Origin of the sequence: Streptomyces sp. CA-249302, assembly GCF_050936785.1 — a bacterium.
Lineage (GTDB): Bacteria > Actinomycetota > Actinomycetes > Streptomycetales > Streptomycetaceae > Streptomyces.
The window spans coordinates 1177087-1189968 of sequence record NZ_JBNJMG010000001.1 but is presented as its reverse complement, the minus strand read 5'-3'; the positions used below and the strand labels follow the sequence as shown (position 1 = coordinate 1189968).

Annotated in this window: 11 protein-coding genes; 2 read left to right on the top strand and 9 right to left on the bottom strand. The window is 72.0% G+C overall.

Features of this window, described 5'->3' with window-relative positions; translation table 11 throughout:
• The first annotated feature begins 137 nt into the window (after positions 1-137).
• Entirely contained in the window at positions 138-953 is an 816-nt protein-coding gene (locus ACQEWB_RS05350) for a DUF427 domain-containing protein (RefSeq protein WP_432827571.1), read from the top strand.
• Between the two features lie 3 nt (positions 954-956).
• Here ACQEWB_RS05350 and ACQEWB_RS05345 read toward each other — a convergent pair whose 3' ends face one another.
• The 8 genes from ACQEWB_RS05345 to ACQEWB_RS05310 form a co-directional block, all read right to left on the bottom strand.
• Positions 957-1778: a DUF1684 domain-containing protein gene (locus ACQEWB_RS05345; protein WP_432827569.1), complete on the bottom strand. Its 822-nt coding sequence runs from the start codon at positions 1776-1778 to the stop codon at positions 957-959.
• Positions 1779-1962: 184 nt separating this feature from the next.
• Entirely contained in the window at positions 1963-2901 is a 939-nt protein-coding gene (locus tag ACQEWB_RS05340; RefSeq protein ID WP_432827567.1) for a sugar phosphate isomerase/epimerase family protein, read from the bottom strand.
• A complete protein-coding gene (locus tag ACQEWB_RS05335; RefSeq protein ID WP_432827565.1) occupies positions 2898-3506 on the bottom strand; it encodes a nucleoside deaminase in 609 nt (202 codons plus the stop codon). The genes ACQEWB_RS05340 and ACQEWB_RS05335 overlap by 4 nt, the downstream gene beginning before the upstream one ends.
• On the bottom strand, positions 3503-5047 hold the full coding sequence (locus tag ACQEWB_RS05330) for a GMC oxidoreductase (RefSeq protein ID WP_432827563.1): 1545 nt from the start codon (positions 5045-5047) through the stop codon (positions 3503-3505). Before ACQEWB_RS05330 ends, ACQEWB_RS05335 begins: the two co-directional genes overlap by 4 nt.
• Positions 5048-5097: 50 nt before the next feature.
• Positions 5098-6228 (bottom strand): ROK family protein, encoded by a 1131-nt coding sequence (locus tag ACQEWB_RS05325; protein ID WP_432843648.1) that lies wholly within the window; start codon positions 6226-6228, stop codon positions 5098-5100.
• A 26-nt stretch (positions 6229-6254) separates the two neighbouring features.
• The gene (locus tag ACQEWB_RS05320) at positions 6255-7139 is read right to left on the bottom strand and encodes a carbohydrate ABC transporter permease (RefSeq protein WP_432827561.1); all 885 of its coding nucleotides are present in this window, start codon (positions 7137-7139) and stop codon (positions 6255-6257) included.
• Positions 7136-8008, bottom strand: coding sequence for a carbohydrate ABC transporter permease (locus tag ACQEWB_RS05315; RefSeq protein WP_432827559.1), 873 nt, complete (start codon positions 8006-8008; stop codon positions 7136-7138). Before ACQEWB_RS05315 ends, ACQEWB_RS05320 begins: the two co-directional genes overlap by 4 nt.
• The gene (locus ACQEWB_RS05310) at positions 8005-9303 is read right to left on the bottom strand and encodes an extracellular solute-binding protein (protein ID WP_432827557.1); all 1299 of its coding nucleotides are present in this window, start codon (positions 9301-9303) and stop codon (positions 8005-8007) included. Before ACQEWB_RS05310 ends, ACQEWB_RS05315 begins: the two co-directional genes overlap by 4 nt.
• A gap of 197 nt (positions 9304-9500) precedes the next feature.
• Here ACQEWB_RS05310 and ACQEWB_RS05305 point away from each other — a divergent pair, with 197 nt between their 5' ends.
• Positions 9501-12677, top strand: coding sequence for an amidohydrolase family protein (locus ACQEWB_RS05305; protein WP_432827555.1), 3177 nt, complete (start codon positions 9501-9503; stop codon positions 12675-12677).
• Here the strand turns inward: ACQEWB_RS05305 and ACQEWB_RS05300 are convergent.
• Complete coding sequence (locus ACQEWB_RS05300; protein WP_432827553.1) at positions 12671-12862, bottom strand: hypothetical protein; 192 nt, start codon at positions 12860-12862, stop codon at positions 12671-12673. The genes ACQEWB_RS05305 and ACQEWB_RS05300 overlap by 7 nt on opposite strands.
• Positions 12863-12882: the final 20 nt, after the last annotated feature.

Genomic DNA, 12882 nt, shown 5'->3' with positions numbered 1-12882 from the left:
TTGCCCAGCGCATCCAGGAATCTCTCATCTTGTGTTCATGACAACCTTCTCGGATTCCGCTTGTCAATGATCTCTGCCACGCCCGGGATCAAGAGTTCGTATGGCGGTAACGTCGAGGAGTCGAAGGAGGGCCGCTCATGACCACCCTGCCCACCCTGCGGTCCGTGCGGACCACCCCGGAGGGGCTCCTGTGGGAGCCCAGCGCCCGTTGGGTGCGGGGCCGCAAGGGCGATGTCACCGTCGTCGACAGCCGCCGCCCCCTGCTGGTCTGGGAGCCGGGCGTGCCCGTCCCGCTGTACGCCTTCCCGCGCGCCGACGTGCGCGAGGACCTGCTCCGGCCGGCGAAGAACCCGCCGACCGGCACTCACACCGGCTCGCGGATCTTCTACGACCTCGACCTCGGCGGCGAGCTGCTGGAGAACGCCGCGTGGACCTTCCCGTCCGCCGACCTGGCCGGGCACATCGCCTTCGAGTGGTTCCGGCGGGTCGGGCGGGGCCTCGACCACTGGTACGAGGAGGAGGAAGAGATCTTCATCCACCCCCGTGATCCGCACAAGCGGGTGGACGCGATCCCCAGCAGCCGCCATGTCCAGGTCGCGGTCGCCGGCACGCTCGTCGCCGACACCCGCCGCCCGGTGCTGCTCTTCGAGACCGGGCTGCCCACGCGGTACTACATTCCGCGCGAGGACGTCCGCCTCGACCTCCTGGCAGCGACCGAGCACCACACCGGCTGCCCGTACAAGGGCACCGCCTCGTACTGGTCCTGGCGCCGTGCGGACGACGTGCCGCCGAACCTGGTCTGGAGCTACCCCGACCCGTTGCCCGCGGTCGGCCCGATCAAGGGACTGCTCGCCTTCTACAACGAGGCGGTCGACATCACCGTGGACGGCGAACGCATGGAGCGCCCGGTGACCCCGTTCACCGAGGCGCTCGCGCAGCGACCGGGATCCTGACGGTCAGGGCTGCCCGCCCCGCTCCAGCGGGATCCTCTCGCCCGTCTCGATCGCCACCGGCAGCTGGTTCTCCGTCGGCGGGAGCGGGCAGGTGGCCAGGTCGGTGTAAGCGCAGGGCAGGTTGGCGGCGCGGTTGAAGTCGATCGTCACACGGCCCTCGGTGTCGGGGGCGCCGATCTGCAGGGAGCGGTTGGCCGCGTACGTGGTCACGCCCGAGGTCCTGTCCGTGAACAGCGCCATCAGGGAGCCCGGCGACCTCCCGTTGAACGCGGTGAGTCGGTGCGTGGTGCCGTCGAGCTCGAACTCGACCCGGCCAGGGGAGTCGTACACGTGCTCCAAACCCTCCACGGCGGCCCCCACGGTCACCGGACGCGGCTCATCGAAGGGCACGAACCGGCCGGTCACGACCCAGCGCGGGTCGGGCTCGTAGGCCGGCGTGCCGGTGAAGGCCGTGCGCAGCCCGTTGCCGGGATGGCGGGGCCGCACGATGTCGTGCCCGCCTCGTCTGGCGACCTCGATCAGCGCGTCGCCCCAGCCGACGTACACACTGCTGCGTTCGGGAAGGACGCCGAAGTCGTGGCGTCCGCGCACCAGTTGGCCCTCGACCGTCACCTCCTCGTCCTCGGCCGGCTCCAGAACAACACCGTCGGCCGTGGTCGACCACGTTCCCGGCGCGTCCTCGAACCGGGCGGGCTCCTCGGCGAGCCGGCGCAGGCTGGTGATCGCGAGGAAGCCGTGCGGGCCGGCGAGCACCGCCTCCTTCTGGCGATGCCACTCCTGCCACTCGGCGGCGAAGCTCACGCGGTCGACGTCCTGGACGGTCATCTGGGCTCCCTCTCGCTGCACGGGTCGTCTTCCGGTGCAACCGCCCCGCCGCCGCGGGCCATTCCGGCTTCACACGACTGTCATACGGGGTCGGGGCAGCGAGGCCGGGGACGTCTTGACGCCGAGCGAGGCCGAGGAACGGGCGGCCGCCCGGCTGTCCTGCGGCATCCGGCTGCAGGCTGCTCTACGGCACCAGTGAAGCCCGCGCCTCTCGCGCCACCGCCCTCCCGGCGCGCAGTGCGGCGACGGGATCCGGGGCCTCGTCCAGTTCGATGAGTACGGTCTCCGCGCCCGGCGTGCGGGACATCGCCTCCGCCCAGCCCTTCCAGTCCACGATGCCCCTGCCCAACTCGGCCATGTAGGGCTGCTGTTGGGCGAAGACCGTCTCGTCGACGGTGAGGTGGACGTCGATCGGCCGAACCGCGTCCTTCCAGTGCGCCAGCGCGATCCGCTGGGCATGGCGACGGGCCACCGCCACCGGGTCACCGCCCCCGAGCGCGATGTGGCAGGAGTCGGGGCACAGCCACACGTACTGCGGATCGGTCAGGGCCATGAACAGGTCGATGTCCCGCTCGTACCAGAGCGTGCTGTTGGACTCGGTGTGGAACACGAGCTTCACGCCGTACCGTGAGACCGCCTCGCCCACGGCGTGCGCGATGTCGGCCATGCGGGTCATGTAGGCGGCGTCGACGAAGAAGGCCGGGCGGGACCCGAACGTCGTCCTCATCGGCAGCCCGGCGACGAGGAGTTCCGCGCCCGCCTCGGCGAGGAAGGCCGCACGGCGCTCGGCGTCGGCGACGATCGCCGGAAGACTGTCGCTGCGGCGCCAGTCGGGAGCGTCGCTCCCGGCGATGAACGCGCTCACCAAGGACAGTCCGCGGGCCGCGAGTTCACGGCGGAACGCCGACGCGCTCCCGAACGCCCGCAACACCGAGGCGATGTCACCGGGCGCGAAGGTCAACTCGACGCCGGTGACGCCGGATTCGGCCAGCGTCCCCATGATCCGCTCCCAGAAGCGTTCCGGATGGGCGAGGGCCCAGTCGCGCAGGGCCTCGGCGGAGTCGAGGGACCAGAAGGCGGGGTGGTGGAAGGTGATGACGTCGGTGGCGAAACGTGGCGTCACTCGGAGCCTCCACGGGCGTTGTAGACGGTCGTCCCGCCGGCGTCCACGGCCTCCCGGTAGTTGCGGAACACCGCCAGGGCCTCGTCCCGGAGCACGTCCCCCGTGACCTTGATGCCGCGGGCCTCGAACTGCTCGGCCCAGTCGTCGCGCAGTGGGCCCTCGTCGAAGGTGGTGAGCTCCTCCAGCTCCGGCCCCTCCCCGGCGACCACGAGACCGCGCACCCCGGACCACAGGGTCGCGCCGTAACACTGCACGCAGGGACGCCAATTGACGACCAGCTCGTGCGCCGGCAACCCCTCGCCGCCGAGGTCCCAGCCGCCGGCCGCGCGCTGGGCGAGGCCGAGCGCCAGCACCTCGGCGTGCGCGCTGGAGATGCCGGAGGCGAGGACGACGTTCACGCCGACCGAGACGATCCGGCCGGTGTCCTGCTCGGCGACGAGTGCCGCGAAGGGACCGCCGTTGCCCTCGCGCCAGTTGCGGTCGGCCAGGCGGTGCACCAGGTGCATCCGGTCCTGGTGGCCGGGGAGGACTGCGGGCACGTCGGCCAACTCGTCCTCGATCCACGGCGGCAGCGAGACACGGTATTCCTTGGCGATGGCGATCATGTTCCAACTTCCTGTCGGCGAGCGGCGAGTGCGGTCCTGCGTGAGGTGACGGCCCGGGCGGCCCGTACGGCGGTGACGGCAGCGGTGAGGGTGACGTTGGCGGCCATCGGGGTGGGGATCGCGCCGGTCCCGGCGAGGTAGAGGTTGTCGTAGCCCCATACGCGGCCGTCCGGGTCGCACACGGTGGTGCCGTCGTCGGCCGCACCGGACCGGACGGTGCCGGTCAGGTGCAGCGAGGACCCGGGCGGCAGCAGCGCGCTCTCGCTCTCCGGGTCGAAGGGGCCGAACTCCCGGGCCAGGGAACGGACTTCGTCCAGTGCGCGGGCGATGAGCGCGCGATCGGCGGCGGAGTAGTCGAACTCGACGGCGATCCGCGGCAGTCCGGCGAGGTCGGTGTCCGTCTCCGAGAACACCAGCCGGTTCTCGGGGCGGGACTCGACGGGCACGTACAGGGAAAGGCCCACGGAGTGGGCCAGCGGCCGGCCGGCCTCGTCGACGTACGTCCGGTTCATGATCTGCCCGTGGAAGGGCTGTGCCGTCCCGTTCTGCGGCAGCCAGAGCGAGTCGGTGCTGAACTCGCCGACGCGGGGGAGCGGCAGGTCGCCCCGGTTGAGGCCGAAGCGGTCGGTGTCGAGCAGTACGCGGGCGGTGATGAACGCGTGCTCGTTGAGCCGGCGGCCGAGCGCCGGGGGCCGGATGCCCGAGGCGAAGAGGAGTTGCGGGGTGCGCAGGGCGTCGGCGCAGACCACGACGGCGTCCGCGAGGATCTCGGACTCGGTGCCGTCGGCCGTGCGGCGCAGGCGGGCGCCCGAGATCCGGCCGTCCGTGACGAGGAGCCGGGTGGCGAGCGTTCCGGTCAGGAGGGTGAAGGCCGGGTCCTCGCCGGTCGCGATCGCGGGGAAGACCGTGCCGGGGGCGGTACGCGGCATGGGACCCGTGGCGGTCGCGGTGACCGCCATGGGCATGGGCTGCGGGCGCCGGTCGGCCGGTCCGATGCCGTCGTAGCGCCGGCGCAGGACGTCGAGGACCAGGAGTCCGACCTCCGTCGGCCCGATCGCGGCCGGGGTGACCGCGAGCAGCCGGTGCGCGGTGTCGAGGTCCGCCGACCAGCCGGCCGGGTCGCCGAAGTCGAACACCTCGTCCCCGGCCGGCCACGGTGTCGCGGCCGTCCAGTGCACTCCCATGCCCCCCGTGTTCCATGCCAGCGCGGCCCGAGGCATCGCCTCGGCCTCCTCACCGAACGCGAGCGCGTGGTGCATCCCCGGCGGCAGCCCGTCGAGCCGGTCCGGGACCGCACGCACCACCTGGGCGCCGGTGTACATGCCCTGGATGCCGGTGGCCACCCGTTCGTTGTAGCGGGCCCACAGCGCGGGGTCGTCGAGGTCGTGCAGATGCCGGCCCGGGGTGTCGCCGATCGGCGTGCCGCCGTCCACCATGGTGATCTCCAGCGCCGGATCGCTCTCGCGCAGCCGCCGGGCCACGACGGAGCCCATGATGCCGCTGCCGACGATCAGGACGCCGGTGCGGGGGGTTTCGGTCACAGTGAGACTCCGTAAATCCGTTGCCGCGGGGGGAGAGAGACCGAGGCGCTTCACGCACTCGGGACGAGCGGGCCGAACAGCTCCGTGTCCATGCGGTCGAGGGCCAGCTTCACGGCGCCGACCAGTGCGGCGTCGCGGCCCAGGACGGTGGCCCGCAGTTCGACGGCGGGCGTGCGCGCCCTGCGCAGGGCCTCGCGCAGGCGGGGGAGCAGGACGTCCGCCGCCGCTTCCAGGCCGCCGCCGAGCACGATCAGCGAGGGCGCGACCGTCCAGGACAGGGTGGTGAGGATCGACGCCATGTGTTCGACGAACCCGTCGACCTCGGCGGACGCGGTCGCGTCCCCGCTCCGGGCGGCCTCGAAGCGGTCGAGTGCGACGGCACGGCGGTCCGGCTCCGGCGAGGTGAGCCAGGCGACCGGGCGGTCCTCCACCGAGCCCACCGGCATCGACGCCGCCTCGATGATCTCGCCCGCGGCACCGTCGAGGCCGCGGTGCACGGTCCCTCGTATCAGAATCCCGAGACCGGCACGGTTGCCGAGCACCGCCCAGACGACGTTGTCGTGGTCGGCGGCGACTCCGCGCCAACGCTCAGCCAGCGCACCGAGGTTGGAGTCGTTGTCCGCGAACCATGGCACCCGGACGCGGCGGGCGAGTTCCTTCGGCAGGTCCACGCCCTCCCAGCGGGTCGTGTGCACCAGCCGCCGCACCACTCCGTCGTCGTCGATCGCGCCACCGCTCGCCACCGCACCGGCCCGCAGCCGCTCCGGCGAGCCGCCCGCGTCCGCGAGGGCCTCCTGGACCAGTTCAGCGACGTCGTCCAGCGAGGAGCGCGGGTCCTGATAGGAGCGCAGCGGGCGGTGCGCGCGGCCGACGATACGGCCGCGTACGTCGGCGACCACCGCGAGCACGTCCGCGGTGGTGATCTGCGCGGCCGCCAACAGGGCGTGTTCGGCGCGGAGTTCGTAGCGGCGGGCGGGGCGGCCGGCGCTCCCCTTGGCGGGCACCCGGTCGAGCTCGGCCACCCAGCCGGTCTCCAGCAGAGAGCCGAGGATCAGTTCGATGGTACGGCGCGACAGGCTCGTCCACTCGGCGAGCGCGGTGAGTGTGGTCGGACCGGCCGAGACTGCCAACGCCCGCAGGATCACGGAGGTGTTGACCCGACGTACCGCGCTCTGGTTCATGCCGGACGCGATGACACGGTTGCCGATCACCGCATCCCCGTTCCCGCGACGCCCTGCACGAAGTACCGCTGGAGGAACAGGAAGAGCACCAGCACCGGGAGCATCACGACGATCGCGCCGGCGAGCAGCAGGCCGTAGTCGGTGACGTGGGCCGCCGCCTGACTGGTGGCCGCGAGGCCCACCGGGAGCGTGTAGCTCCGCATGCTCTGGGCGACCACCAGCGGCCAGATGAAGTTGTTCCACGAGGTCAGGAAGGACATGATCGTGATCGTCGCGACCGCGGGACCGGCCAGCGGCAGGAAGATCCGGAAGAAGATCCGGAACTCGCCCGCGCCGTCGATCCGGGCGGCCTCCAGGAGTTCGTCGGGGATCGACAGCGCGTACTGGCGCATGATGAAGACCGACAGCGGCAGCGCCATGGCGGGCAGGGCGATGCCGGTGAGGGTGTCCGCGAGACCCAGGTCGACCGTGATCACGAACTGCGGGACGAAGACCGTGGTGAACGGCACCATCAGCGCCGCCATGACCGCCCCGAACGCGAGCCGCCTGCCCGCGAAGTCCAGCTTGGCGAGGGCGTATCCGGCCGCCGACGCCGCCACGACGTTGCCGACGACCACCAGCACCGCGACGACGACGCTGTTGACCAGGAACCGGCCGAAACCCTGGGTCCTGAACAGTCGTACGAAATTGTCGAACGTGACATGGTGCGGCAGCCAGGCGCCGGGATCGGAGCGGATCTCGTCGAGACTGCGCAGGGAGCCGCCGAGCACCCAGACGAACGGCAGCAGAGTGAGCAGCGCGCACACCAACAGGGCGGCATACAGCAGGGGTTGGGAGGCGGAGCGGCGGCGGACGGTGATCTGTCCGGTGGTCGGTTCCGCTGCTTCGCGCAGCGCGGCGACGGCGGTCATGAGCGGGGCCTCAGCAGTCGGAACTGGACGACACTCACCAGGGCGACGAGGGCGAGCATCACGAAGGAGGCGGCCGAGGACACGCCCAACTCGCCTACCCCGAACTGGTGGTAGGTGTACAGCGCCACCGACTCGGTGGAGCCGAGCGGGCCGCCGTTCGTGAGCAGGTACGGCTCGTCGAACACCTGGAGGTAGAAGACGGTCAGGAGTACGGAGACCATGAGGGTGGTGGGCAGCAGCAAGGGCAGGGTGATGTGCCTCAACTGCCGCAGGCTGCCCGCTCCGTCGAGGGCCGCGGCCTCGTACACGTCCCGCGGGATCGCCTGCAGCCCGGCGAGGAACAGCACCATTGCGGTGCCGAAGTTGCGCCAGACGCCGAGGGCGATGACCACGGGCATGGCCAGGTGCGGATCGTCCAGCCAGTTCGGGCCGGCGAGGCCGACGGCGGACAGCACCCTGTTGACGGTGCCGTCGGCGTGGAAGGCGTACTGCCAGATCAGGGCCACCGCCACTACGTTGGTGACGACCGGCGCGAAGAAGACGGTGCGGAAGGCGCCGCGCAGCCGCCGGATGCCGGAGTTCAGCGCGAGCGCCAGGGCGAAGCCGGCGCCCATGGTCAGCGGGACGCCGACGGCCACGAACAGCGCGGTGTTCAGGATGTCCCGTACGAACGCGTCGTCCCGGAACAGCCGGACGTAGTTCTCCAGACCGGTGAAGTCCACCGCGAGCGGATGGCGCAGATCCGAGCCCCGCAGGTCGGTGAGGCTGAAGCCGAGCGCCGCCACGGTCGGGACGGCCGTGTAGAGCAGGAACACGATCGCGAACGGCGCGAGGAACAGCCAGCCGACGGCCGTACGGCGGGCCCTCACTTCGCTCCCGTACCGAGACTCTCGGCGTACGCCTGGACGTTCGCGGCGGCCTTCGCCGCGCTCTCCGTACCCTTGGCCACGGCCTCCATCTCCTTGCCCAGCCGGGTCGCCACCTGCTGCCAGGTACTCACCTGCGGGAACGCGCGGGTGTTCTTGAGCTGGGTGAGGAAGGCGTCCAGGAGCGGCTGTCCCTTGATCGCAGGGTCGTCCCAGGCGTCGACCACGGCGGGCAGCGAGCTGTACGCCTTGTACTGCGCGACCTGAGTGCTCGGCTCGGCGAGATGCCGGACGAACTTCCACGCGGATTCCGCGTTGCCGCTGTCGGCGAGCACGCCCCAGGTGCCGCCCGCCGAGAAGGAGACGCTGCCCGAGGAGCCCGCCGGGAGCGGTGCCGTGGCGACGTGCGCCGCCGTCCAGCCGTCCTTCTTGGCGGCGGTGTCGAGCTGACCGACGACCCAGGGCCCCGTGATCATCATGGCCGTCTTGCCGGACACGAAGTACGGCTGCGCGTCGAGGAAGGTCGGACCGCCGGTGTCGGCGACCTTGGAGGTGAAGAACGACGCGTTGTACTTCAGCGCGTCCGCCAGCTGCGGGGTGTCGAGGGTCCACTTCCCGTCATTCAGCAGCGAGCCGCCCGCCTGCCAGGCGTACATCGCCACGTCCTGGCCGTTGAAGATGTCCCAGCCGATGTCCGCGCCGAGCCCGTGCCCGGCGCCCGCGCCCTGGAGCGCCTTGAGGAACGGCACCATGCCGTCCCAGGTGGTCGGCGCCTTCACACCCGCCTTCTTGGCGAGGTCGGAGCGGTAGACCAGCGCGTAGGTGTAGGCGTACCAGGGGACCGTGTAGGCGACGTCCTTGACCACGCCGGCGTCCCACAGGCTGGTGAAGAAGCTCTTCGGGTCGACGAGGCCGTCCGGCACCGCCCGCAGGATCGACGGGTCGAGGAACTGGGCCTGCGACTCCGGGAAGAACTGGGCGACATCGGGGCCCTTGCCCGCCGCGATCGCCGACTGGAGCTTGGTGTAGTACTCGGCGTTCGGGATCAGCGTGAACTTGACGGTGAGCTTGGGGTTCGCGGCCTTGAACGGCTTGAGGACCTTGTCCAGCACGTCCGCGTCGCCCTGGGCGGCCCACACGTTCAGTGTGCCGGTGGCCGGTGTGTCGTCGACGGGCGTGGCGGAGGACTTCGCGGCGGAGGCCGCGCTGTCTCGGCCGCAGCCGGTGAGGGCGAGGGCGCCGCCGAGCGCCAGGCCGGCGGTCAGCTTCAGGGCACCGCGTCTGGAGGGGTTGGACACCGGGGGCTCCTGGGGGATTTCGCGGGAAAGCAGCGTTATTCGCTGACTGCGAAGCTACGAACGCCGTGTTGCGCCGGCGTGGCCCACCCGTCACGAATAATTTCGGAACTTGTAGCAAAATCGGCCAGTCACTTACTGTGGCTCGATCCGTACCGTGTGTTGAAATCGGGGCGGTCGGTGCAGCAGTGTGTCCTGTCATGGACCGTGACTGGAGCCCCACCTTCCGTCCGACCCGCCGCCAACTCCTCGCCGCCGCAGGCGTTGTGCCCCTCGCGGGCGTCGCTCCCGTGGCCCTGGCGAGACCGGACGCCGCGGCCACCTCTCTGACCTTCACCCGGGCCACCAACGGCTCGGCCACCCTCGCCCCCGCCGGCGACCACCTCATCGCCGAAGTCCAGGGCACCCTCTGGTCCCTGCCCCGCGCCGGCGGCAAGGCCCGCCCCCTCACCCCGGCCGACCTCGAACCGGGCCGTCCCACCCACTCCCCGGACGGCGAGCTCATCGCCTTCTGCGCCTACCGGGACGGTGGCTTCCACCTCTGGACCGTCCGCCCCGACGGTTCCGACCTGCGCCGGCGCACCGACGGCCCCTGGGACGACCGCGGCCCGGCCTGGTCGCCCGACGGGCAGCGGCTCGCCTTCGCCTCCGAACGCGCGGGCGACCCCGTCACCGGGAGCCCCTACCGCATCCACGTCCTCGACCTGCGGACCGGCCGCATCACCCGGGTCACCGGCCTGACCGGCCAGGACGGCCCACTCCAGGACACCCCGTGGGAGGACTTCGACCCCACCTGGACACCGGACGGCACCGGGATCCTCTTCGTCCGCGCGAAGACCGTCAGCACCGCCCTGGGCCTGACCGTGGAGGCCCGCACGATCGCCGCCGTCCCCGCCGACGGCACCGGCCCGGTCACCGTCCGGTACACCGAGACCGAGGCCGCCCAGGTCATGACCCCGGCCCTCGCCACCGACGACCGCCTCGCCCACCTCCGCACCACGGCCGCCCCCAACGCCTCCTGCACCCTCGTCGTCGACGGCACCCCCGTCCCCGTCACGGGCGACATCGCCCCGGTACCCCCGCGCTGGACAGCGAAGGGCGAACTGCTCCTCACCCTCGACGGCACCTTCACCCTCGTACGACCGGACGACCCCCGCCATCCGGAGACCGTCCCCTTCGAGGGAGGGCTCCCGGTGGCGCGACCGCGGTACAGGACCAAGGAGTACGACCTCGCGGACGCCCGGACCCGTCCGGTGCGCGGCATCCATCTGCCCGCGCTCTCGCCCGACGGGCGGCAGATCGCCTTCGCGGCGCTCAACTCGCTGTGGCTGGCCGGTAGTTCGGGCGAAAGACCGCCGAAGCGACTGCGCAAGTCCGCGGCCACGCGCTATCTGCTCGCCCCCTCCTGGGCGCCCGACGGGCGGTCGCTCGTCTACGCCGACGACCGCGACGGGCTCCTCGGCGTGTACCGGCACGATCTCGCCACCGGCGAGGAGACCGCCCTCGCGACCGGCGGCCGGGTGCATCCGGCGTTGTCGCCCGACGGGCGGCGGCTCGCCTGCATCGACATGACCGGCAGGCTCCTCGTCCGCGATCTGGCGTCCGGCGAGGAACGCGTCCTGGCCGCCCCCCTCGGCGCCGGCGGTCTGCCCGGCCGCCCCAGCTGGTCGCCCGACGGCCGCTACCTCGCCCTCTGCGACCGCAACCGCCTCAACTCCCGCTTCCGGGAGGGCTACAACCTCGTCCGCGTCGTGGACACCACGACCGGCACCGCCCGCCTGCACGCGGTGGCACCCCACACCTCGATCGCCGACCGGTACGACTCAGGGCCCGTCTGGTCGCCGGACGGCCGCTGGATGGCCGTGATCGTCGAATCGGCGCTGTGCCTGCTGCCCGTCGACCCCGACGGCACCCCGCGCGGCGAACTGCGCACCCTCACCACCGAGGCGGCCGACCATCCCTCCTGGTCCGCCGACTCCACGACCCTCCTCTACCTCTCCGGCACCCGACTGCGCCTCGTCGGCACCGACGGCGGCCCCGCCCGCACCGTCCGCGTCCCCCTCGACGCGCCCAGACCCACCCCCGCCGACGTGGTGGTGCACGCCGGACGCCTCTGGGACGGCACCGGCGAGACCACCCGCGACGACGTCGACATCGTCGTAAGGGAAGGACGGATCACGGCAGTTGAGCCACACCGCTCCGGCCGCGGGACCGCAGTCCGTCGTATCGACGCCTCCGGGCGTACCGTGATCCCCGGTCTCTGGGACACCCACACCCACCCCTGGCAGAGCACCTACGGCGGACGCCAGACCGTCGGCCAGCTCACCTACGGCATCACCACCGCCGTCTCGCTCGGCGGATTCGCCTACGAACAGGCCCGTATCCGCGAGGCCGTAGCCACCGGACAGCTCGCCGGACCCCGGCTGCTGGCCACCGGCGAACTCCTCGACGGGGCACGGGTCGCCTACAGCATGGGCCGCGCCCACCGGACCCGGGAGGGCCTGCGCCGGTCACTGGAGCGGGGCGCGGCGCTGGACTGGGACTTCGTCAAGACCTATGTACGGGCGCCGGGTTGGGTGATGGAGGAGGCCGCCCGCTTCGCCCACGAGCGGCTCGGCGTACGCAGCGGTGGGCATCTGCTCTCGCCGGGCGTGCAGCTCGGGCAGGACCTGACGACCCATCTGCAGGCCACCCAGCGAGCCGAGTTCGGGCATGCGATCACCGCGACGGGGCGTGCGTACGAGGACGTCGTGGAGGTCTACACCGCGCGCGGGGTGCGCTTCTCGGTGATCGCCACGCCCTTCACATCGGCGCCTCTCCTCGGCGCGGACCCGGCCCTCGCCGACGATCCCCGGGTCACCGTCGTCATGCCGCCGTGGGACACGGCCGCCGTCCAGCAGTCGGCCGGCGTCCCGCCCACCGCCGCCCAACTCGCCACCCTCCGCATCGAGACCGACATCTACCGGCGCATCCTGGCCGCCGGCGGCATCGTCGCCCTCGGCACGGACCAGCCCCTCGTCCCCGTCGGCCTCTCCCTCCACCTCGGCCTGCGCGCGCTGCACCGCGGCGGACTGTCCCCGGCGGAGGCCCTGCGCACCGCGACCGTGCTGCCCGCCCGCCTCTTCGGCGTCGACCGGGACCTGGGCACCGTCGAGGAGGGCAGGCTGGCGGACCTCACCGTCATCGACGGCGACCCGTTCACGGACTTCGCCACCCTCGTCCGTACGGAATCCGTCCTCAGGGGCGGAGTCCCGTACACCACCGAGGAGTTGGTGGCCTCCTTCGAGCCCGCGGCCACCCGCACCGCGGCCGCCCACGACGACTGGCTGGGGGTGGGGCGGCTGATGCGCAGGGAGGGGTGCTGCGACGGTCACTGAAGCGCGGAGCCCGCTTCAAGAAGGCGGTCGATCTCCTCGCGCGGCGGCATGGGCGGCACATCGGCACGGGTGCGCAGGGCCGCCGTGTCGTCGGGGCGGGCCGTGCCCCACAGGGCCTCGTCCTCGTCCTGGCCGACGAGGACGAGGACGAGGTCGGCGGCCGGTGCGGGGGACGGAAGGGACACGTACAGCTCCTACGAGGGAC

Coding starts and splice junctions, on each gene's coding strand:
- ACQEWB_RS05350 (WP_432827571.1), top strand. CDS start 138: ATGACCACCCTGCCCACCCTGCGGTCCGTGCGGACCACCCCGGAGGGG.
- ACQEWB_RS05345 (WP_432827569.1), bottom strand. CDS start 1,778: ATGACCGTCCAGGACGTCGACCGCGTGAGCTTCGCCGCCGAGTGGCAG.
- ACQEWB_RS05335 (WP_432827565.1), bottom strand. CDS start 3,506: ATGATCGCCATCGCCAAGGAATACCGTGTCTCGCTGCCGCCGTGGATC.
- ACQEWB_RS05325 (WP_432843648.1), bottom strand. CDS start 6,228: ATGAACCAGAGCGCGGTACGTCGGGTCAACACCTCCGTGATCCTGCGG.
- ACQEWB_RS05320 (WP_432827561.1), bottom strand. CDS start 7,139: ATGACCGCCGTCGCCGCGCTGCGCGAAGCAGCGGAACCGACCACCGGA.
- ACQEWB_RS05305 (WP_432827555.1), top strand. CDS start 9,501: ATGGACCGTGACTGGAGCCCCACCTTCCGTCCGACCCGCCGCCAACTC.